The organism is Streptomyces sp. NPDC087310, assembly GCF_044744405.1.
Lineage (GTDB): Bacteria > Actinomycetota > Actinomycetes > Streptomycetales > Streptomycetaceae > Streptomyces.
The window spans coordinates 33,516-55,567 of sequence record NZ_JBIUYF010000014.1; the positions used below are offsets into that span (position 1 = coordinate 33,516).

The 22,052-nt window shown below is 72.4% G+C and carries 18 protein-coding genes; 15 read left to right on the top strand and 3 right to left on the bottom strand.

Annotated elements, in window-relative coordinates; translation table 11 throughout:
* The 15 genes from ACIO3P_RS37450 (at window position 1) to ACIO3P_RS37520 (ending at window position 19,438) form a co-directional block, all read left to right on the top strand.
* Complete coding sequence (locus ACIO3P_RS37450; RefSeq protein ID WP_401791070.1) at window positions 1-2,112, top strand: putative bifunctional diguanylate cyclase/phosphodiesterase; 2,112 nt, start codon at window positions 1-3, stop codon at window positions 2,110-2,112.
* 203 nt (window positions 2,113-2,315) lie between these two features.
* Window positions 2,316-2,612: an Asp-tRNA(Asn)/Glu-tRNA(Gln) amidotransferase subunit GatC gene (gene gatC / locus ACIO3P_RS37455; protein ID WP_010984178.1), complete on the top strand. Its 297-nt coding sequence runs from the start codon at window positions 2,316-2,318 to the stop codon at window positions 2,610-2,612.
* Window positions 2,613-2,618: 6 nt separating this feature from the next.
* Window positions 2,619-4,127 (top strand): Asp-tRNA(Asn)/Glu-tRNA(Gln) amidotransferase subunit GatA, encoded by a 1,509-nt coding sequence (gene gatA, locus ACIO3P_RS37460; protein ID WP_329822106.1) that lies wholly within the window; start codon window positions 2,619-2,621, stop codon window positions 4,125-4,127.
* Window positions 4,128-4,135: 8 nt separating this feature from the next.
* Entirely contained in the window at window positions 4,136-4,366 is a 231-nt protein-coding gene (locus ACIO3P_RS37465) for a hypothetical protein (RefSeq protein ID WP_399301022.1), read from the top strand.
* 96 nt (window positions 4,367-4,462) lie between these two features.
* On the top strand, window positions 4,463-5,743 hold the full coding sequence (locus tag ACIO3P_RS37470) for an ATP-binding protein (protein WP_329822108.1): 1,281 nt from the start codon (window positions 4,463-4,465) through the stop codon (window positions 5,741-5,743).
* Entirely contained in the window at window positions 5,740-6,381 is a 642-nt protein-coding gene (locus ACIO3P_RS37475; protein ID WP_401855573.1) for a hypothetical protein, read from the top strand. Before ACIO3P_RS37470 ends, ACIO3P_RS37475 begins: the two co-directional genes overlap by 4 nt.
* Window positions 6,378-7,886 (top strand): Asp-tRNA(Asn)/Glu-tRNA(Gln) amidotransferase subunit GatB, encoded by a 1,509-nt coding sequence (gatB, locus tag ACIO3P_RS37480; protein ID WP_329822110.1) that lies wholly within the window; start codon window positions 6,378-6,380, stop codon window positions 7,884-7,886. Before ACIO3P_RS37475 ends, gatB begins: the two co-directional genes overlap by 4 nt.
* Window positions 7,887-8,087: 201 nt before the next feature.
* Window positions 8,088-9,344 carry an SLC13 family permease gene (locus ACIO3P_RS37485; RefSeq protein WP_329822111.1) on the top strand — a complete coding sequence of 419 codons (1,257 nt, stop codon included), beginning with the start codon at window positions 8,088-8,090 and terminating at the stop codon, window positions 9,342-9,344.
* A 5-nt stretch (window positions 9,345-9,349) separates the two neighbouring features.
* Window positions 9,350-9,847 carry a universal stress protein gene (locus ACIO3P_RS37490; protein WP_329822112.1) on the top strand — a complete coding sequence of 166 codons (498 nt, stop codon included), beginning with the start codon at window positions 9,350-9,352 and terminating at the stop codon, window positions 9,845-9,847.
* Between the two features lie 95 nt (window positions 9,848-9,942).
* Complete coding sequence (locus tag ACIO3P_RS37495) at window positions 9,943-12,120, top strand: phosphocholine-specific phospholipase C (RefSeq protein ID WP_329822113.1); 2,178 nt, start codon at window positions 9,943-9,945, stop codon at window positions 12,118-12,120.
* 175 nt (window positions 12,121-12,295) lie between these two features.
* On the top strand, window positions 12,296-14,524 hold the full coding sequence (locus ACIO3P_RS37500) for an MMPL family transporter (protein ID WP_401855569.1): 2,229 nt from the start codon (window positions 12,296-12,298) through the stop codon (window positions 14,522-14,524).
* Between the two features lie 34 nt (window positions 14,525-14,558).
* Window positions 14,559-15,119: a GNAT family protein gene (locus tag ACIO3P_RS37505; RefSeq protein WP_329822115.1), complete on the top strand. Its 561-nt coding sequence runs from the start codon at window positions 14,559-14,561 to the stop codon at window positions 15,117-15,119.
* An 88-nt stretch (window positions 15,120-15,207) separates the two neighbouring features.
* The gene (locus tag ACIO3P_RS37510) at window positions 15,208-15,846 is read left to right on the top strand and encodes a hypothetical protein (protein ID WP_401855568.1); all 639 of its coding nucleotides are present in this window, start codon (window positions 15,208-15,210) and stop codon (window positions 15,844-15,846) included.
* Window positions 15,847-16,063: 217 nt separating this feature from the next.
* The gene (locus tag ACIO3P_RS37515; protein ID WP_329822117.1) at window positions 16,064-16,237 is read left to right on the top strand and encodes a hypothetical protein; all 174 of its coding nucleotides are present in this window, start codon (window positions 16,064-16,066) and stop codon (window positions 16,235-16,237) included.
* 117 nt (window positions 16,238-16,354) lie between these two features.
* The gene (locus ACIO3P_RS37520; protein ID WP_401855566.1) at window positions 16,355-19,438 is read left to right on the top strand and encodes an AAA family ATPase; all 3,084 of its coding nucleotides are present in this window, start codon (window positions 16,355-16,357) and stop codon (window positions 19,436-19,438) included.
* A 10-nt stretch (window positions 19,439-19,448) separates the two neighbouring features.
* Here the strand turns inward: ACIO3P_RS37520 and ACIO3P_RS37525 are convergent, their stop codons facing one another.
* The 3 genes from ACIO3P_RS37525 to ACIO3P_RS37535 form a co-directional block, all read right to left on the bottom strand.
* The gene (locus ACIO3P_RS37525) at window positions 19,449-19,631 is read right to left on the bottom strand and encodes a DUF6191 domain-containing protein (RefSeq protein ID WP_329822149.1); all 183 of its coding nucleotides are present in this window, start codon (window positions 19,629-19,631) and stop codon (window positions 19,449-19,451) included.
* A 45-nt stretch (window positions 19,632-19,676) separates the two neighbouring features.
* Window positions 19,677-20,843 carry a PQQ-dependent sugar dehydrogenase gene (locus ACIO3P_RS37530; protein WP_401855563.1) on the bottom strand — a complete coding sequence of 389 codons (1,167 nt, stop codon included), beginning with the start codon at window positions 20,841-20,843 and terminating at the stop codon, window positions 19,677-19,679.
* A gap of 128 nt (window positions 20,844-20,971) precedes the next feature.
* Complete coding sequence (locus tag ACIO3P_RS37535) at window positions 20,972-21,988, bottom strand: aldo/keto reductase (RefSeq protein ID WP_329822120.1); 1,017 nt, start codon at window positions 21,986-21,988, stop codon at window positions 20,972-20,974.
* Between the last annotated feature and the right edge of the window lie 64 nt (window positions 21,989-22,052).

Consider the following 22,052-nt stretch of genomic DNA (forward strand, 5'->3'; position numbering starts at 1 on the left):
ATGAAACCGACCGAGAGCGCTGCCCCGGTCACACCCCCGCGCGGTTTCGCGGGATTTGGGGGCATGGTCGCCAGAACGCCCGTTCTGGTGGTGGGACTCGCCGTGGTCGTTCTGGTGACCGGCGTGGTGTGGACACTGCGGGACGGCCACGCGCTGTTCCCCGACTCCGACGCCGGCTGGGCGCTGGCCGTCCTCACCGGCGTCATCGTCGGCCATCTCGTCGCCCTCGGCCGCGACCGCTGGTGGGGCGGGACCGGCTCGGGCGCGGCCCTCACCCTCGCCGTGCTGCTGCTGTACGGCTGGGTCGCGGCCGGACTGGTCAGCCTCGCCGTCGTCGTCCTGGTCGGCGTGGCCCGCAGGCACCGCTGGCGCCAGGGCGTCCTGCACGGCGCGGCCGACCTGCTGGGGACCGGGGCCGCCGCGCTCGCCCTGGCGCTGTTCGGCGTGGTCCCCACCGTCGAGCACCCCTGGCAGCCGCTCGACTGGACCATCGGCGACGTCCCGGAGATCGTGCTCGCTGCGGGCGCCCAACTCACGGTCACCCGGCTGCTGCTCTGGTACGCGCTGGCCCCGCAGGGCCCGGGGCTGCCGGCCGCCGCCCGTACGGCCCTCTACCGGCAGGGCCTCGTCGCGGTCGCCCTGCTCGGCATCGCCCCGCTGATCTGCGTCGTCGCGATGTCGCAGCCGGTCCTCCTGCCGCTCTTCGCCATCCCGCTCATAGCCCTCGACTCCACCCTCTGGATCGCCAGGGCGCGCGCCGAGGAACAGCTCCGCGACCCGCTGACCAAACTCCCCAACCGGCAGTGGCTGCTGGAGCGCACCTGGTCGGCGCTGGAGGAGGCGGAGGGCCAGGGCGCCAGAGCGGCGCTGGTCCTGATCGACCTGGACCGGTTCCGTTCCGTCAACGACACGCTCGGCCACCTGGCGGGGGACCGGCTGCTGCTGCAGATAGCGGACCGGCTCCGGCTGGCCCTGCCGCGCGGGGCCGAGGCCGCGCGGCTCGGCGGCGACGAGTTCGCCGTACTGCTCCCGACGTGCGACTCCACCACCAGCGCGCAGCGCGTCGCCCGTCACCTCGTGGCCGACCTCTCCTCCTCACTGGACCTCGACGGCCTCACCCTCGTCCTGGAGGCGAGCGCCGGGGTCGCCGTCTACCCCGAGCACGCGCTCGACGCGGAGGGGCTGCTCCAGCGGGCGGACGTCGCCATGTACCAGGCGAAGCGGGACCGTACGGGCGTGGAGGTCTACGAGTCCAAGCGGGACTCCAACACCCCCGACCGCCTCGGACTCCTCGGCGATCTGCGCCGCGCGCTGGACGCGCGGGAGGTGGAGCTGCACTACCAGCCGAAGGTCCGCTTCGACGGCCAGGTCGCCGGCCTGGAGGCGCTGGTGCGCTGGGTGCACCCCGAGCGCGGCCGCGTCCCTCCGGACGAGTTCATCGCGATCGCCGAGTCCTCCGGTCTGATGCCTCACCTCACGGAGTACGTACTGGACACCGCTCTCGCTCAGGTCGCCCGCTGGCGGGCGCAGGGACTGATGGTGCCGGTCGCCGTCAATGTCTCGCCGCGGGACGTGCACACCCCCGGGTTCGCGGGCTCGGTGGCGGCGCGGCTGGCCCGGCACGGCGTCCCGGCCTGCTCCCTCCAGTTGGAGATAACGGAACACGTCCTCCTGGAGGATCCCCAGCGCGCCGCCGACACCCTCGCCGGTCTCACCGGGCACGGGGTGAAGATGTCGCTCGACGACTTCGGTACGGGGTACTCCTCGCTGGTCCATCTCCGGCGGCTGCCGGTGAGCGAGCTGAAGATCGACCGCTCCTTCGTGGCCCGTCTCGCGGTCGACACCGAGGACGCGGAGATCGTCCGCTGCACGGTCGACCTGGCGCACTCCCTGGGCCTGCTGGTCGTCGCCGAGGGCGTCGAGGACGACGAGACCTGGGAGCGCCTGCGGGACCTGGGCTGCGACGCCGTACAGGGCTGGCTGGTGGCCGCGGCGATGCCGCCCCACGAGGCGACGGCCTGGCTGCTGGCCAGGGGCGAGCACGGCTGGCAGCGTCCGGCCGAGCTGAAGGCTGCGCGGGCCCGTGAACAGTCGGGCCAGGCGGTGACGTAGTCCGGGCCGCGACGTGGGCCAGGCGGTGACGTAACCCCCGACGGGGGTGGGGTGGGACGGTCCGGGCGGACCCTCGACCGGGGTCGCCCGGGGTTCCGTCCCCGGGGCGGAGCTCCGGGGCGGACCGGCCGTTTCGTGAGCAGGGGTGCCCGCCCATAGGATTGGGCGAAAACCCAATCACACTCACCCCTGAGGATCGCTGCATGCCTGGCATCACGCGCGAGGAGGTCGCCCACCTCGCCCGGCTGGCGCGTCTGGAGCTGAAGGCCGAAGAGCTCGACCACTTCGCCGGACAGCTCGACGACATCATCGGCGCGGTCGCCCGCGTATCCGAGGTAGCCGACCAAGACGTTCCGCCGACCTCCCACCCGCTGCCGCTGACGAACGTCATGCGCGCGGACGAGGTCCGCCCGTCGCTCACCCCCGAGCAGGCGCTTTCCGGCGCCCCTGCCCAGGAGCAGCAGCGTTTCAAGGTGCCGCAGATCCTGGGGGAGGACTAAACAGTCATGACCGACACCGTCAAGACGGACATCATCAAGCTCACCGCCGCCGAGATCGCCGCGAGGATCGCCTCCGGTGACCTCACGGCCGTCGAGGTCACCGAGGCGCACCTCGCGAGGATCGAGGCCGTCGACGAGAAGGTGCACGCCTTCCTGTACGTCGACCGCGAGGGCGCGCTGGCGCAGGCGCGCGCCGTGGACGCGAAGCGGGCGGCGGGCGAGAAGCTCGGCCCGCTGGCCGGCGTCCCGGTCGCGCTGAAGGACATCTTCACCACCGAGGGCATGCCGACCACGGTCGGCTCCAAGATCCTCGAAGGCTGGCTCCCGCCGTACGACGCGACGCTCACCAAGAAGCTCAAGGCCGCGGACGTCGTCATCATCGGCAAGACCAACATGGACGAGTTCGCCATGGGGTCCTCCACGGAGAACAGCGCGTACGGCCCGACCGGCAACCCCTGGGACCTCACCAAGATCCCCGGCGGCTCCGGCGGCGGCTCGTCCGCCTCGCTCGCCTCGTACCAGGCGCCGCTGGCCATCGGCACGGACACCGGCGGCTCCATCCGCCAGCCCGCCGCGCTCACCGGCACGGTCGGCGTCAAGCCGACGTACGGCGGCGTCTCGCGCTACGGCATGGTCGCCTTCTCGTCCTCCCTCGACCAGGGTGGCCCGTGCGCCCGTACGGTGCTGGACACCGCGCTGCTGCACGAGGTCATCGCGGGCCACGACCCGCTCGACTCGACCTCCATCGACGCACCGGTCCCGCCGGTCGTCGAGGCCGCCCGCAACGGCTCGGTGGCCGGGATGCGCGTCGGCGTCGTCCAGCAGTTCAGGGGCGAGGGGTACCAGGCGGGCGTCCTCCAGCGCTTCGACGAGTCGGTCGAGCTGCTGAGGGAGCTGGGCGCCGAGATCGTCGAGCTGGACTGCCCGTCCTTCGATCTCAGCCTGGCCGCGTACTACCTGATCGCGCCGTCCGAGTGCTCCTCGAACCTCGCGCGCTTCGACGCCATGCGCTACGGCCTGCGCGTCGGCGACGACGGCACCCGCTCCGCCGAGGACGTCACCGCCCTCACCCGCGAGGCGGGCTTCGGCGACGAGGTCAAGCGCCGCGTCATCCTGGGCACGTACGCGCTCAGCTCCGGCTACTACGACGCGTACTACGGCTCGGCCCAGAAGGTCCGCACCCTCATCACCCGGGACTTCGAGAGGGCCTTCGAGCAGGTCGACGTGATCGTCTCCCCGACGTCCCCGACCACCGCCTTCGGTATCGGTGAGCGCACCGACGACCCGATGGCGATGTACCTCGCGGACCTGTGCACCATCCCCGTCAACATGGCGGGCAACGCGGCCATGTCGCTGCCCTGCGGCCTCGCGCCGGAGGACGGCCTCCCGGTCGGTCTGCAGATCGTCGCCCCCGCCATGAAGGACGACCGGCTCTACAAGGTCGGTGCCGCCGTCGAAGCGGCCTTCGTGGAAAGGTGGGGACACCCGTTGCTGGAGGAGGCACCGTCACTGTGACCAGTGCAATGAGCAAGGCCAAGGGCTTCAAGAAGTCCAAGACCGGTACATACCTGTCCATCGGCAGCACCGCGCTCGGCGCCTTCGGCGTCGTGAAGCAGGCCAAGCTGGCCCGCAAGGAGAACGACACGCTCCGGCTGGTCGACGCGGCGGTCTCCGCGGTGGCCATCGTCACGGGCCTGGCGATCCTGTACCGCGAGCTGAAGCGCCTGGGCGACGACGACGTCCTGCTGGGCTGACCGCACGGGTTGCCGGGGCCTTCGCGGGCCCCGGCACCCGCACCGCGGCGTACCGCCGCCGCTGTTGCCACCGTTGCCACGGAAGGAGGTGACCTGGTGATCACCCGCATCGAGATCGACGGCTTCAAGTCGTTCGTCGGCTTCGCCCTGGACGTACGCCCCTGCACCGTGCTGATGGGTGTCAACGGCGCGGGCAAGTCGAACCTCCTGGACGCCCTGGACTTCGTCCGGCGCGTGGTGACGACCGGGCTGCCGAGAGCGCTGGACGGGGACAACCCCCGGCTCGCCGCACGCGACCTCTTCCACCACGCCGACGGGGCCGGCGGCGCGTTCACCGCGCCCGACCTGACGATCAAGATCGGCATGATCGTGCCGAGCGCGTACGGACCGCTCCCGCTGGTCGTACGGCTCGCCGTCGACCGGCTGGGCGCCCCGCCCGGACCGGTGAAGGCCACCTGGCGCGGCGGGCGGGTGTGGGTGAGCAGCCTCACCCGTACGGAGTGGATGGACCGGCTGGCGGTCCCGGCGCCGCTGCGCGCGGCGCTCGCCGCGGCGAGAACGTCGTTCGTGGAGCGCAACGGGGCGGACTGGGCCCCGCTCAGCGGCAGGGACTCCACCAACAGCGGACCCACGACGCAGGCGGCCCAGGAACTCCTCGGGCACCTCGCGAGCGAGACGGCGACCTGGGAGCGGATCGCCCTCGATCCCGCCGCCATGCGCCGGCCGTTCGGCGGCAGCGACGAGCTGACGCTCCTGGCGAACGGCGGCAATCTGGCGGGCGTTCTGCACCGTCTCGGTTCCGAAGAGCTGCGCGACATGGAGGCCGACCTGGCCGCGCTGATCCCGGAGGCGTCCGGGATCAGGCCGCTCTTCGACGACCGGCGCGGCGAGTACGACTTCGACGTACGGTTCCGGCACACCGGCTGGACCTCCCCGCCGATGCTGTCCGACGGCACGATGCGCGTCCTCGCCCTGCTGGCCGCCTGGTACGACGACCGGCGGGCGGGCCTGCTGGCCGTCGAGGAGATCGAGAACGGCCTGCACCCGACCCGGATCGCCGAGCTGGTGAGGCGGTTGCGCAGGGACGTGGACGACTTCCCCGGCCTCACCGACCGGGTCACCCGGACGTACGGCTTCCGGCAACTGATCGCGACCACGCACTCTCCCGTACTGCTCTCCGCCCTGCGCGACGACGCCTCGGGAAGCCTGGTCCTCCTGGAGCAGGCGTCGCACGTCGACCCGGCGCGCACCGGCGTCTCGACCGTGACCCGGGCCCGTCCCGTCCGTACCCCCACGGCGGACGAGGGGCCGGGCGACACCGTCACGGCCGAGCAGGTGAAGCGTCTGCTGGAGTCCATGGGCCAGGTGATCGCGTGAGCCGCGTACGCCTGCTCAGGTTCGGGCTGCTCGTGGAGGGCCCGAGCGACCTGCTCTTCCTCGAACGGCTGATCATCCGGCAACTGGAGGAAACGCTGCACGCCAGGGCGTTGAAGGCCACCGAGGTGCTCACCCCCTGCGAGACGGCTCCGGTCCACACCACGGCCGAGCCGAAGGCTCTCCTCCGGGCGGCCACGGCACTGGCCGAGCGGTGCGACGTACTCTTCGTCCATCGGGACCACAAGGAGATTCCGGACGCCCACGGGCTGCTGGCGGCGCTGTCCGCGCTGCCGAAGCAGGCGGCGGCGCCCGTGCTGCTCGGTCCCCGGGTGATGACCGAGTCGTGGGTACTGGCGGACCGGGCCGCGCTGACCCGGGTACAGCCGGCCGCCGACCTGTCGGCGCATCCGCATCCCCACCCCGCCGACGTGGAACAGGGAAACCCGGCGCCCGGCCATCCCGCTCACCCGAAGCGCGTGCTGGCGAACGTACTGAAGAAGGCACGGCGGTCCGACCCCGGCGATTACTTCGCCCGCCTCGCCGACGAAGTGGATCTCTCCGTACTCGGAAAGCTGTCGTCCTACCAGCGCTGGCTGGCCGACACCGATGAAGCATTGATGAGGAAGAAGTACCTGTGACCGTCACTGAACTTGTGTCGTACGAGGACGCCCTCGCGGCGTACGACCCCGTCATGGGCCTGGAGGTCCACGTCGAGCTCGGCACCAGGACCAAGATGTTCTGCGGCTGCTCGACCGAGCTGGGCGCCGCGCCCAACTCGCAGACCTGCCCGACCTGTCTGGGCATGCCGGGATCGCTCCCGGTCGTCAACGCGATCGGCGTCGAGTCCGCCATCAAGATCGGGCTCGCGCTCAACTGCGAGATCGCCGAGTGGTGCCGCTTCGCCCGGAAGAACTACTTCTACCCGGACATGCCGAAGAACTTCCAGACCTCCCAGTACGACGAGCCGATCGCCTTCAACGGCTATCTGGACGTCCAGTTGGAGGACGGCGAGACCTTCCGCGTGCAGATCGAGCGCGCCCACATGGAGGAGGACACCGGCAAGTCGACCCACGTCGGCGGCGCCACGGGCCGGATCCACGGCGCGTCCCACTCCCTGCTCGACTACAACCGCGCCGGCATCCCGCTCATCGAGATCGTCACCAAGCCCATCGAGGGCGCCGGCGCGCGCGCCCCCGAGGTCGCCAAGGCGTACGTCGCCGAGCTGCGCGAGCTGATCAAGGCGCTCGGCGTCTCCGAGGCCCGGATGGAGATGGGCCAGATGCGCTGCGACGTGAACCTGTCCCTGCGCCCCAACGGCCGCGAGGAGTTCGGCACCCGCTCCGAGACCAAGAACGTCAACTCGCTGCGCAGCGTCGAGCGCGCCGCCCGCTTCGAGATCCAGCGCCACGCCGCGGTGCTGAACGGCGGCGGCACGATCCTCCAGGAGACCCGCCACTTCCACGAGGAGGACGGCTCCACCACCTCCGGCCGGATCAAGGACAACGCCGAGGACTACCGGTACTTCCCGGAGCCCGACCTCGTCCCCGTGGCCCCGTCCCGCGTCTGGGTGGAGGAGCTGCGCGGCACGCTTCCCGAGCTGCCGCGGGTACGCCGCAACCGGCTGCGCGAGGAGTGGGGCGTCTCCGAGCACGACATGCAGTCGATCCTCAACGCGGGGGCGATCGAGTCCATCGTCGCCACGATCGACGCGGGCGCCCCGGCCGACCAGGCCCGCAAGTGGTGGATGGGCGAGCTGGCCCGTAACGCCAACGAGTCGGGCCGCGCGCTGGACGAACTGCCCATCACCCCCGAGCAGGTCGCCCGTGTCGCCGCGCTCGTCGCGGCCGGTGACCTCAACGACAAGCTGGCCCGCCAGGTGATCGAGGGCGTGCTCGCGGGCGAGGGCGACCCGGACACCGTGGTCGAGAAGCGCGGCCTCAAGGTCGTCTCCGACGACGGCGCGCTCGGCGCCGCCGTGGACGAGGCGATCGCGGCCAACGCGGCCGTCGCCGACAAGATCCGGGCCGGCAAGGTCGCGGCGGCGGGCGCGCTCGTCGGCGCGGTCATGAAGGCCACGCGCGGCCAGGCCGACGCGGCGCGCGTGCGTGAATTGATCCTGGAGAAGCTGGGCGTCGAGGGCTGATCCCGGCCCGTACACCACACACGCAGTACGCCACTGGGGGCGGCGCACCGGAAACGGTGCGCCGCCCCCAGTGGCTTCGTACGTCGCCGGTGGCCTCGTACGCCGTACCTTCGTGCCCAGCCCAGCCCAGCCCACCCCACCCCTTCGCGAACGCGCCGGGCCGTTCCGAACCACCACGATCACGAGGCAGAGCAGATCCCAGTGAACACCGTCGCCGCCGAGATCGTCTCCGTCGCCCTGCTGCTCGCCGTGCTGGCGTTCGCCGTCGCGCGCCCGCGCGGCCTGCCCGAGGCCGTCGCCGCCGTCCCCGCGGCCCTGCTGGTCGTCGCCCTCGGGGCCGTCTCGCCGGAGGAGGCGTGGGAGCAGACGCACACCCTGCTGCCCGTCGTCGTCTTCCTCGCGGCCGTACTCGTCCTCTCCCAGCTCTGCGACGAGGAGGGGCTGTTCACCGCGGCGGGCGATCTGGTGGCGCGGCTGTGCGGCGGCAGACCGCGCACGCTGCTCGGCGGGGTGTTCGCCGTCGCCGCCGTCATCACCGCCGTACTCAGCCTGGACGCCACCGTCGTCCTGCTCACCCCGGTGGTCTTCGCGACCGCGGCGCGGGTCGGCGCCCGGCCCCGGCCGCACGTCTACGCCTGTACGCACCTCGCGAACTCCGCGTCCCTGCTGCTGCCGGTCTCCAACCTGACCAATCTGCTGGCGTTCACCGCGAGCGGGCTCTCCTTCACCCGGTTCGCCGCGCTGATGGCCCTGCCCTGGCTGGCCGCGATCGCCGTCGAGTACGTCGTCTTCCGCCGCTTCTTCGCCGCCGACCTGGCCGCCGGGGCGCACCCCCCGAAGACGGACGAACGGCGCGACCTCCCGGTCTTCACCCTGGTCGTGCTGGGGCTGACGCTGGCCGGGTTCGCCGTCACCTCCTTCGCCGGCATCGAACCGCTGTGGGCGGCCGTCGCCGGTACGGCCGTCCTCGCCGTCCGCGCCCTGCGGCAGCGGCGTACGACTCCTGTGAAGCTGGTCCGCGCCGCGTCCCCGCTCTTCTGCCTCTTCGTCCTCGCGCTCGGCGTCGTCGTCAAGGCGGTCGTCGACAACGGCCTGGACACCGGGATCTCCTGGCTGCTGCCCGGCGGCTCCTCCCTGCTCTCGCTGCTGGCGATCGCCGCGATCGCCGCCGTCCTGGCCAACGCGATCAACAACCTCCCGGCCATCCTGGCGCTGCTGCCGGTCCTCGCCCCGGCCGGCCCCGGGCCCGTCCTCGCCGCCCTGATCGGGGTCAACCTGGGCCCGAACCTGACCTATGTCGGGTCGCTCGCCACGCTGCTGTGGCGGCGCATCCTGCACGAGCACGACGCCGAGCCCCAGCTCGGTCACTTCACCCGGCTCGGACTGCTGACCGTGCCTGCCACGCTGGCCGTCTCCACCGTGGCACTCTGGGGCACGCTGCGACTGATCGGAGGCTGACCACCGTGGAGCGGACCACGCTCGTCTGGATCACCGAGTCCACCTGGGCCGCCTGTGTCGACGCGGCCCGCGACCGCGCCCCGCACGACGCCGTGGTGCTGCTCCACGTCAGCGACGCCGAGATCGCCGCCGCGGCGCACCACGCCTACACGGGGCTCCTCGGCCGGGGGCACCGTCCGGACCGCGACCCCGGCGCGCGGCTCGAAGCCCTCTCCGGTACGGCGGCGGCCGATCTGCTGGAAGCCGCCGCGCACCGGCTCGGCCGGCCCTGCGAACTCCTCGAACACCACGGCCGGGAGGAGCACGAGGTGGTACGGGCGGCGGCCGGCGCGGATCTGCTGATCTGCGCGCGCGACGGCGAGCGCGACCGTCCCGGGCCGCACAGCCTCGGCCGTGCCACGCGCTTCGTGGTCGACCACGCGACCTGCCCGGTCCTGCTGGTCTGGCCGTACGGGGCGGAAGCGGGCGAGGAGGAAGCGGGCGAGGAAGAAGCAGGCGGGTAGGCGCGGGACCCAAGAGCGGCGTGCCCCGTGGACGTTCACCTCATGGACGCGCCCGGGTCTTCCCCCTGCCATCCGCTCTCACTACCGTCCCGGACATGTCACCGGAGATGTCGCGCGGAGAGATGTCGCGCAGAAGAGTGCTCGCCCTCGGCTCGGGCGCCGCGGGCGCGGCGGCGGTCGGTTCGGTACTGCCGCCGTCCCTCCAGGCGGCGCTCGCCGCCGGTCCCGCGCCCGGTGGGCTGGGCGCGATCAAGCACGTGGTCGTGCTCATGCAGGAGAACCGGTCCTTCGACCACTACTTCGGCACCCTGCGCGGCGTACGGGGCTTCGGCGACCGCAACGCCGTCGAGCTGCCCTCCGGGAAGCCCGTGTTCGCGCAGCCGGCCCCGGCGGGCGGCACCGTCCTGCCGTTCTCCGTACGGGACGCCGCCGCGGCACAGCGCGAGGACCTCCAGTACATCGGCGCCCTCGACCACTCCTGGGACGGCGGCGCGGCGGCCTGGAACAACGGCTGGATGGACGGCTGGGTCTCCGCCAAGACGGCCGCCACCATGGCCCACTACGACCGGCGCGACATCCCGCTCCACTACGAGCTGGCGGACACGTTCACCGTCTGCGACGCCTACCACTCCTCCGTCCACACCTCCACGAGCCCCAACCGCAACCACCTCTGGAGCGGCTGGACCGGCTTCGAGGCCGACGGGCGGCGCGCCGTCGGCAACGACGCGTACGACGAGGGCACCCACCCCGGCTACCCGTGGCCGACCTACGCCGAGCGGCTGGAGAAGGCGGGCCGGAGCTGGCGCACGTACACCGAGTGGGAGAACTTCACCGACAACAACATCGAGTTCTTCACCACGTTCAAGGACGTGGCCCGTAAGGCGCTCACCCGGGCCCGCGCCCTGACCGGACCGCGCGGCGCCGCAGGCTTCACCTACATGGAGGCGTTCTACGCCGCCGTACGCGACACCGAGGACGCCACCGAGCGGGCCAGGCTGCTCGCCGCGCTGGAGGAGGGCGTCGCCGCGCTCACCGCCCCCGAACGGTCACTCTTCGAGCGGGGGCTGCGCCGGGTCGAGACCGGGACGCTCGCCGCGGCGTTCCGCGCCGACGTGGCGGCCGGGACGCTGCCCGAGGTGTCGTACCTGGTGCCCTCCGCGGTCGACTCCGAGCACCCCGGCTCCTCGTCGCCGGTGGCCAGCGCCTCCCTCGTCTACCAGGTGCTGGACGCGCTCGGCGCGCACCCGGACGTCTGGCGGCAGACCGTCGTCCTGATCAACTACGACGAGAACGACGGCTTCTTCGACCATGTGCCGCCGCCCGTGCCGCCCGTGGACGACCCCGACGAGCGCTGGCAGGGCCGCCCCACGGGGCTCGGTGTCCGGGTGCCGCTGCTGGTCGTCTCGCCCTGGACCGTGGGCGGCTACGTCTGCTCGCAGGTCTTCGACCACACATCCGTGATCCGCTTCCTGGAGCGGTGGACGGGCGTGGCGGAGCCCAACATCACCCCCTGGCGGCGCACCGTCACCGGCGATCTGACCTCGGCGTTCGACTTCCGGCGCGGGCGCGTCCAGCCCGAGGTGGAACAGCCGGGCGCGATCCCGCCGTTCACCGGCCGCTGGCAGCCCGTACCCCCGGCCGAGCAGCGGATGCCCGTACCGGAGAAGGGCGCGCGCCCGGCCAGGCCGCTGCCGTACCAGCCGGACGCGTACGGGCGGGTCGACGCGGACGGGCGGGCGTTCACGGTCGCGCTCAGCAACACGGGCCCGGCCAGCGCCCACTTCGCGCTCTACCCGTACGCCGGCGAGTTCGCGATCCCGCAGCACCGCGATGTAAGGGGCAGGGCGCAATGGACGGTACCCCTTACCGGCCGGAGCGGTGCGGAGCGCGACACCTACCGTTTCACGATCACCGGGCCGAACGGCTTCCGCCGCGAGTTCTCCGGTCCGGTCGCCGGTGACGGGCCCGAGGTCGCCTCGTCCGTCGACCACCACGACCGCGATCTGCACCTCACCCTGACCAACCGGGGCACGCGTCCTGTCACTTTCACCGTGCGGCCCCTCGGGTACGTCGACGAGGCCGACCTGGACGGCTGGACGCGCCGGATCACGGTGAAGCCGGGCCGCGACAGGCGCGTCGTGCACTCGGCGGCCGACGCGCACGGCTGGTACGACATCGAGGTCACCACCGACGCCGCCGAGGGGTCCGCCGCCCCGTTCCGCCGCCGGCTCATGGGCCATATCGAGAACGGGCGGGCGAGCGTCGCGGGTTGACACGCCCCGCGCCACGAGACGGCACCTTACTGTGAGTAAGGCCACCAATAGGACAAAGGATCACTAAGGATCTCTTTCGGCTGCGATAGTAGCTCTCCGTAGGTCACGCGTTCTTTGCGGGCTCCCCCACGGGCCGTTCCCGGTAAAGATCCATGAACCACTCAGGGAGCAGTCCTTGGCAGCCCTCGCGCGATGGTGCGTCACCCACCGGCTTCTCGCCGTCCTCCTCTGGCTGCTCGCGCTCGGCGGCGCCTCGGCCGCCGCGGGCGTGATGGGGACCTCGTACTCCAACGACTACGAGGTCCCCGGCACCGAGTCAGGACGGGCCACCCAGCTTCTCGGCGCGGCGTTCCCAGGACTCGGCGGCGACAGCAACACCATCGTCTGGCACACGGAGCGCGGCTCCGTCCGCGACGCAGGCGTCGAGCTGCGTACGGGGGAGATGCTGGGCCAGGTCGCCGGGCTGCCCGGCGTCTCCTCCGTCGTGAGCCCGTACGCGGCCGAGGGCGCCGAGCAGATCAGCGCGGACGGCCGTACCGCCTACGCGCGGGTCACCTTCGACCGGCAGGCCGACGACATCCCGCTCTCCCAGGCACGCGCGCTGGTCTCCACCGCGACCTCCGTGGAAGAGGCGCAGAAGGGCCTGGAGGTCGAGCTGGGCGGCAGCGCCGTCGCCCTCACCGAGGCCACCTCCGCGCACACCGCCGAGATCGTCGGCGTGGCCGTGGCGGCCGTCGTGCTCTTCCTCGTCTTCGGCTCGTTCGCCGCCGGACTGCTGCCCATCGCGACCGCGCTGGTCTCCGTCGGCACCGCGTACGCGGGCATCGTCCTGCTCGGCCATGTCATGACCGTCGCCGACTTCGCGCCCATGCTCGGTCTGCTCATCGGGCTCGGCGTCGGGATCGACTACGCGCTGTTCATCGTGGTAAGGCACCGCAAGGGCCTCCAGCGCGGGCTGACCGTCCCCGAGGCCGCGGCGAACGCCGTCGCCACCACCGGCCGGGCCGTCGTCTTCGCCGGAGCCACCGTCTGCATCGCCCTCCTCGGCATGCTGATCCTGCGCCTCGGCTTCCTCAACGGGGTCGCGATCGCCGCCTCGCTGACGGTCGTCCTGACCGTCGCCGCGTCCGTGACCCTGCTGCCCGCCCTGCTCTCCTTCATCGGCACCCGCGCGCTGAGCCGGCGCCAGCGCGCCCGGCTCGCCGCCCACGGGCCGCGGCCGGAACGCCCCACCGGCTTCGCCGTCCGCTGGTCCCTCTTCGTCGAACGCCACCCCAAGCTGCTGGGCGCCGTCGCGACCGTGGTGATGCTGGTCCTCGCGCTGCCCACCTTCGCGCTCCACCTCGGCACCTCCGACCAGGGCAACAACCCGGCCACGGCCACCACCCGCAAGGCGTACGACCGGCTCGCCGAAGGGTTCGGACCCGGCGTCAACGGGCCGCTGACGCTGGTCGCGCACCTCGACAGCGCCGCCGACCGGCTCGCCCTGGACCAGCTCCCCGACGCGCTCCGCACCACCGAGGGCGTCGCCTCGGTCGGCCCTGTAGTCCTCAACGGCAGCGGTGACACCGCGCTGCTCACCGTCGTACCGGAGTCGTCGCCGCAGTCACGGCACACCAGCGACCTGGTCGACCGGCTCCGTGGCGACGTCCTGCCCGCGGCGGCGACGGGCACCTCCCTCGCCGTGTACGTCGGCGGCGTCACCGCGAGCTACGACGACTTCGCGGACATCATCGTCGGCAAACTCCCGCTCTTCGTCGGGGTGGTCATCGCCCTGGGCTCCCTGCTCCTGCTGCTGGCGTTCCGCTCCGTGGGCATCCCCCTCAAGGCCGCGCTGATGAACGTGGCCGCCGTCGCCTCGTCCTTCGGAGTCGTCGTCGCGATCTTCCAGTGGGGGTGGGGGAGCGAGCTGCTAGGGCTCGGCAGCGCGGGCCCGATCGAACCCTTCCTGCCCGTGATCATGGTCTCGGTGCTCTTCGGGCTCTCCATGGACTACCAGGTCTTCCTGGTCAGCCGGATGTACGAGGAGTGGCTGGCGACCGGTGACAACGCGCGGGCCGTGCGCGTGGGGCTCTCCGAGACCGGCCGGGTGATCAACTCGGCGGCGGTCATCATGATCTCGGTCTTCCTCGCCTTCGTGCTGAGCGGCGACCGCGTCATCGCCATGTTCGGCATCGCGCTGGCCACGGCGGTCGCGCTGGACGCCTTCGTGCTCCGTACGCTCCTGGTCCCCGCCCTGATGCATCTGCTCGGCGGCGCCAACTGGTGGCTGCCCCGTGCGGTGGACCGCCGGCTCCCGCGCATCAGCATCGAGGCGCCGGAATCCGGCGAAATTGAGGCGCCGGACTCCCCCGAAGGTGCGAAGATCCCCGTGCCGCGCGAGCACACACCGCTCGCCCGGTGAACCATCACGAGACGCACCGCACGGGGGAAACATCATGTTCGCTGTACCGCTGGGTGACGAGGCCCGCCTGCGCCCGCTGGAGAGCTGGCAGGCCGAGGAGTTCCTGACCCACATGGACCGCGCCAGGGACCTGGTGGACGAGCACATCCAGCTCGCCCGGGCCGTCACGGACCTGGAGTCCGCGCGGGCGCTGCTCACCTCGTACGCGCAGAAGCAGGCGGCCGACACCGGACGCATCTACGGGATCTGGCTCGGCCCCACCCTCGTCGGCGGCGTGCTCTTCCGTATCTTCGACGCGCCCGCGGGGACCTGCGAGGTCGGCTGCTGGCTGGAGCCCGCGGCGACGGGGCGCGGCCTGGTCACCCGCGCCGCCCGGGTCCTCATCGACTGGGCGGTCGAGGAGCGCGGGATGCACCGCGTCGAATGGCGGGTCTCCTCCGAGAACGCGGCCAGCATCCGGGTCGCCCAGCGGCTCGGGATGACCCGGGACGGGGTGCTGCGGCAGAACTACCCGTACCGGGGCGTACGCCAGGACACGGAGGTCTGGTCGGTCCTCGCCCCGGAGTGGCGCGAACGGTCCGGTACGCCGAGCTGATCAACCGCTGATCACGATACGGGTGTGCGCGGGAGTGAATTTCCGCGTTCTCAGGAAGTTCTCAGAAATGGCCCCTAGCGTGCGACGTATGAAGTCCACCCCCGAGACCCAGACCCCCGAGCCGGAGACGGCCGAGGCCCCCACCACCAAGGCGGCCGAGTCCAAGGCCGACCTGAAGAAGAGCGACACCCCGGGTGACACCCCGAGCGAGACCGTGAGCGACGTCCCGGGCGACACCCCGGCCGCCGGCGCCGCCCCCACCGGCGCCGCCCCGGCCGCCGACCTCGACGAGGACGAGGCGGCCGGCGAGGACGACGAGCTGGACCTCCTCGACGGCGCCCCCGCCGCGTCGTCCGGTCTCGGCGCCGCCGCGGCGGCCGTCGTCGCCGTCTGCCTCGGCATCGTGGCCCTCACCGGCACCTGGACCAGCAAGGTCCTCGCCGAGCGCCAGGGCCTCGTAGGACAGCTCAAGACCGGCCAGTCCGCCACCGCCGAACAGCAGATCTCCGCGATCTACGGCGACGCCTGGCACGTCACGGCCGCCGTCAACGGCGGAGTCGCCCTGGTGGCCCTGCTCCTCGGCGTGATCGTGCTGACGCTGCCCCGGCGCGAGGGATGGGTACGGCCCTTCGCGCTCGCCGGCGCCGTACTCGGCTTCCTGGGGCTGCTGATCTCCACGGCCATGTACTTCGACCTCTTCGCGGCCCTGCCGGCCACCGGCGCCTGAGGCCGCTTCCCCCCACGTCCCTCCGCCCCCCCACTCGGTCTAAGGTCTGAGCGGCTTCCGCCGCCGGGGCCTTAGGCCGTACGTATGTCCGGCCCCGCTTTCTAAGGCCCCGGGACCCGCCAAGATGCGGCACTCTCCCGATGCGGCCCCCTCCCCTGGGAGACGAAGGTAGAGGCATCACCAGATGCCCCACCGCCTTCGCTTCCAGGGAGCCCCGATGTTCGAGTACGAACTCCAGAAGATCCACGCCGCCGAACTGATCCGCAGGGCCGAGCACGAGCGGCTCGTCCGGGAGGCCGGCGCGGCCCGCCGCTGGGCCCGGCGAAACGCCGGCAACGCCCCGGAGGGGCGGGTGAGACAACTCCGCGGCCGGTTCGACCGCGCCGCCTGACCCCGCCCCTCGTTCGACCGCCCGACCGCCCGACCGACAAGCGGCCCGCCCGCCCGACCGCCGCCCGGCAGGCCGCCCCGCCCGATAACAAGTGCCGCGATGTCAGAGGGCTGTGCGATGCTCAGCGATGTGGAGACCAGGTCGCTCAGTCCGGTGTTCGTCGGCAGGTCGGCCGAGCTCACCGCCCTCACGTCAGCGCTCGCCCGCGCCACCGCGGGCGAGCCCCAGGCCGTGCTCGTCGGCGGCGAGGCGGGCGTCGGCAAGACCCGCCTCGTCGAGGAGCTGCACCGGGCGGCCTGCGGCGAGAAGGCCGTCGTCGCGATCGGTGGATGCGTCGAGATCGGCGCGGACGGACTGCCGTTCGCGCCCTTCTCGACCGCCCTGCGCTCGCTGCGCCGCCGGCTGCCCGACGAGCTGATGGCCGCGGCCGAGGGCCAGCACGACGAACTGGCGAGGATCCTCCCCGAGTTGGGTCACTCCGACCGGGGCGCGCTGGGCGAGGACGGCACCGCCCGGCTCTTCGAGCTCACCGCACGCCTCCTGGAGCGGCTCGCCGCCGACCGTACGATCGTGCTCATCCTGGAGGACCTGCACTGGGCGGACGCCTCCACCCGCCATCTCCTCGCCTATCTCTTCCGCTCCCTGCGCCGCGGCCGGCTCGTCGTGATCGGCACCTACCGCGCCGACGACCTGCACCGCCGCCACCCGCTGCGCCCGCTCCTCGCCGAGCTGGACCGGCTGCGCTCCGTCCGCCGTATCGAACTGCCCCGCTTCAACCGCGCCGAGGTACGCAGCCAGCTCACCGGCATCCTCGCCGCCGAGCCGGGCCCCGACCTGCTGGAGCAGATCTTCGAACGCTCCGACGGCAACGCGTTCTTCGTGGAGGAGCTGGCCTGCTCCATCGGGTCGGGCTGCCGCACCGGGCTCAGCGACTCCCTGCGCGATCTGCTGCTCGTACGGGTCGAGACGCTGCCCGAGGACGCCCAGCGGGTCGCCAGGATCGTCGCCGAGGGCGGCACCACCGTCGAGTACCGGCTGCTGCTCGCCGTCGCCGGACTCCCCGAGGACGAGCTGATCGAGGCGCTGCGGGCCGCCGTCGGCGCCAGCATCCTGCTGCCGACGGCGGACGGGGACGGCTACCGCTTCCGCCACTCCCTCGTCCGCGAGGCCGTCAGCGACGACCTGCTGCCCGGCGAGCGCTCCCGGCTCAACCGGAGATACGCGGAAGTGCTGGAGGCCGGCCCCTCGCTCGTCAGGGCCGACGAGCGGACGACCCGCCTCGCCAGCCACTGGTACCACGCGCACGACCCGGCGAAGGCGCTGCCCGCCGTCCTCCTCGCCTCCGTGGAGGCCCGCGAGCGGTACGCGCACGCCGAGCAACTGCGCCTGCTCGAACGGGCCATGGAGCTGTGGGACGACGCCTCACGGGAGGTACGGGCCACCCTGCGCCCGCCGGACGACATCGAGGTCTACCCGCCCTGCGGCGGCCCCACCGAGGCGTCCCCGCTGCGCTATCTCGACCTGATGGCCGAGGCGACGGTCGCCGCGCGCTCCAGCGGCGAGCGCGAACGCGCCCTGGCGATAGCCAAGAAGGCCATGCGCCTCCTGAAGGGCGAGTCGGAGGGGAAGGACCCGCTGCGCGCCGCCTGGTTCTGGATCCAGCGCTCCCGGCTCGTCCAGGACCTCACCCGTGGCGACGGCTGGAGCGAACTGGCGAGCGCCCAGGAGCTGGTGCGCGGACTCCAGCCCTCCGCCGTGCACGCGGAGGTCCTCGCCAATGTCGCGTCCTGGGGCGCCCTGCACCGGCCGGGCCCCGAGAGCCTGGCCGCCGCCGACCGGGCCGTGGAGTACGCCCGGCTGGTCGGCGCCGAGCACACCGAACTGCACGCCCGGCTCACCCGGGGCTGGCTCACCGCCGACGCGGGCGGCGTCGAGGAGGGCATCGCCGAGATCTACGCGGCGCGCGACCGGGCCGCCGAGCTGGGCGCCGTCGCCATCCTGGGCCGCGCCAGCAACAACCTGCCGTCCACGCTGGAGAGCATGGGCCGCTCGGAGGAGGCGGTGACGACCGCCCGCGAGGGCATCGCCTTCAGCCACCGGCGCGGACTCACCGACACGGAGGCGTGGGTCCGTACGAATCTGGCCCAGTCCCTCTTCTCCCTGGGCCGCTGGCCGGAGGCGGACACCGTCCTCGACGAGACCGTGGAGCTGGCGCGGTCCAACAAGGCACGCGCCCTGCTCGCCGTACGCCGCGCGGAACTCGCCGTGTGCAGGGGCGACTTCGACGAGGCGGAGCGCCAGGTGGAGCTGAACCGCGGCTTCCTGGGCACCCACGACCTCCAGCCGCAGCACATCATCACCCCGGCCCGGCTGACGATGGTCGTGGCGGCCCGGCGCGGCGCGCTGACCGAGGCGCGGGCCGAGTTCGAGCGGATGGCCACGGGCGGCTTCCCGATCGGCACCCACCGCTACGCGCTGCCGCTGCTCTGTACGGCGGCGGCCATCGAGGCGGACGCCAGAGGGCTGCCCGGCGCCGAGGAGGGCCGTGCGCGGGTGCTGGCGACGGTCCGTACCCACGCCAAGCGGCTGCCGACGCTGGTGCCCGTCTGGGCGGCGTACGGGCTCATGCTGGAGGCCGAACTCGCGCGCGCGGAAGGCCGGCAGGAGCCGAAGCTCTGGGCGCGCGCGGTGGCCGCCTTCCACGACGTGGACCGCCCCTACGAGCTGGCGCTCACCCGGCTGCGCTGGGCGGCGGCCCTGCTCGACTCGGGCGCCGACCGTACGGAAGCGGCGGCCCTGCTCGACCTGGCGCACACCACCGCTGCGGAGCTCGGCGCGCGCCCGCTGGCCGAGGAGATCACCCTCCTCGCCGGACGGGCCAGGATCGGCCTCGGCGCGGCCTCCCCGGGCGGTACGGGGCGGACCTCCGGGCGCGTACCGGAAACCCGGCGCGGCGGGGGAGGCCGGGACGCCACGGCCGATCCGCTGCGCGAGCTGGGGCTCACCCGCCGCGAGCAGGACGTCCTGCGACTGGTCTCGGCCGGGCACAGCAACCGCAGGATCGCCGAGGAGCTGTACATCTCCCCGAAGACCGCCAGCGTCCACGTCTCCAACATCCTGGCCAAACTGGGGGTGTCGGGCCGTACGGAGGCGGCGGCGCTCGCCCACCGGCTGCGCCTCTTCCCGGACCTGGCGGCCTGAATACGGACGGCTATTCCGCGCCGTCCGCCGCTGCCGCGGATTCGCCAGGGACTCTTATCGTGACCTTTCCCGAGGAGAGGTCTATCGGTCCCCGGCCCGGGTCGTTGTCGTCGACATCCACCCTGCTCAGTTCCAGTCGTTTCTGTTCTTCGTGCGTGTGCTTGCGGCCCGGGGCGAAAATCTCCTCGATCATGTTGAACACAGCATGCTCACCCTCTTGATACGCACTGCTACGAAACTACGAGACCTCCAGCAGAAGGATCCGGTCGTCCCCCGCCCGAGGCGTGCCCCGGTCGTCGGTCTCGCTGGTCACGAGCCACATCCGGTCGCCACCGGCGGCGAGCACCGTACGCAGACGGCCGTATTCCCCCTCCAGGAACGCCTGGGGGTCGGCCGAGGATTCCCGGCCCGCCAGCGGAATCCGCCAGAGGCGCTCCCCGCGCAGCCCCGCCATCCAGATCGAGCCCTCCGCGTACGCGATACCGCTGGGCGACGCCTCACTCGTCCTCCACTGTTCCACCGGGTCGACGTAGCCCGCCTTCCCTGCCTTCCCCTCGGCAACCGGCCAGCCGTAATTCTTTCCCGGCTCGATCAGATTCAGCTCGTCCCAGGTGTTCTGCCCGAATTCCGCGGCCCACAGCCGTTTCTCGGAATCCCAGGCCAGGCCCTGCACATTGCGGTGCCCCAGCGAATACACCAGGGAATCCGCCTCCGGATTACCGTGCACGGGCTCGCCGTCCGGCGTCATCCGCAGGATCTTTCCGGCCAGCGACTCCTTGTCCTGGGCGAGCCCCGTGTCCCCCGTCTCGCCGGTGCCCGCGTAGAGCATCTTGTCCGGCCCGAAGGCGATCCGGCCGCCGTTGTGGATGGTGCCCTTGGGGATGCCCCGCAGCACCGTGTCGGGCGCGCCCAACTGCTGCCCGGCGGGCTTCTTCGTGTCGTGGAACATCCGCGCGATGCGGTTGTCCCCCGCGGTGGTGAAGTAGGCGTAGACCAACTGGTCCGAGGCGTACGTGGGGGAGACCGCGATCCCCAGCAGACCGCCCTCCCCGGCCGGGGCGACCCCCGGCACCGAACCGATCAGGGTCTTCCCGCCCGTCCCGGCGTCGACCCGGGTGATCGTCCCCTCGTCGCGCGAGGAGACCAGCAGATCGCCGTCCGGCAGCGTCGCCAGCCCCCACGGCGAGGCGAGCCCCTCGGTGACCGTCGACACCACCTTCACCGAGCCCTTCGCGGGCGCGGGGGACGCGCTGGGCGCCGCTTCCCGTGAGGCCGAGGCCGAGGCGGACGCCGCCGACGAGGGGCCGCGCTCGAACGCCGGGCCCACCCCCTCGTCGGAGGAGCACCCCGTCGCCAGGAGAAGGGCGGCGGCGGCCCCCACGGCCGTCCTTGCTGAACGCTTCACGGTGCCGGTCCCTTCGAAGGCTGCGGTTCTACCTGTTCTTACACCGCGTGCCCCCGCGAAGTTCCCCAACTCGTGGACCGATGTCGCCGATCCGGGCCGGCGGCCCCGTACCGTCCGCCGGTACGGGCCTACTCCCAGGAGGCCCGTACCGGCGGCAGGGCCGCTATTTCGGCCACGTCCCGCGCCGTCAGCGCCAGCTCGGCCGCCCGCGCGTTCTCCACCGCCCACGGCTCCCGCTTCGCCCCCGGCACCGGCACCACATGCCGCCCCCGCCCCAGCACCCACGCCAGCGCCACCTGCGCCGGCGTCGCCCCGTACCGCCGCGCCACCCGCCGCAACCCCACCAGCAGTGGCTGGTTCGCGGCCATCATCTCCGCCGTGAACCGCGGATGCCGGGCCCGCACGTCGTCCGGCTCGAACCCCTGCCCCGGGGTGAGCGTGCCCGTCAGAAAACCGTTGCCCAGCGGCATCGCCGCGAGGAAGCCGATGCCGCGCGCCTCGCACCACGGCAGCAGCCGCTCCAGCGCCTCCGGCGACCACACCGACAGCTCCGCCTCCACCGCGCTCACCGGGAACACCTGCTGCACGCGCTCCAACTGACGAATCGTTCCCGCGTGCAGATCCTCGCCGGGCCCGCGGCGCGCCACCCGCGCCCCCGCGCCGGCCGCCCGCGCACCCACCGCGCACAGCCCCAGCGCCCGCACCTTCCCCGCGCCCACCAGCTCGGCCATCGCCCCCCACGTCTCCTCGACGGGTATCTCGGGATCGGCGCGGTGGAGCTGGTAGAGATCGATCACATCGGTCTGGAGCCGCCGCAGCGAGGCGTCACAGGCCCGCCGTACGTACTTCGGGTGACCGTTGGCCACGATGTGCTGATCACCCACGAGCAGCCCGCACTTGGTGGAGACGAACGCGTCCGGGCGCCGCTGCCCGAGCACCCGCCCCAGCAGCAGCTCATTGGTGAACGGGCCGTACATGTCGGCGGTGTCGAGCAGGCTCGTACCGGCGTCCAGCGCCGCGTGCACCGTGCGCAGCGAGCGGTCGCCGTGCTGCTGGGAGGTGGTGTAGGCCCAGTGCATCGGCATGCAGCCGAGCCCGACCGCGCCCACTTCGAGCGCCGCCGCACCGATTGTCCTGCGCTCCAACGCCAAGTCCCCCCTTCGTGCCGCCTTCAAGCTAACCCCATCGACCTGCGGGTCCCGCCTCCAG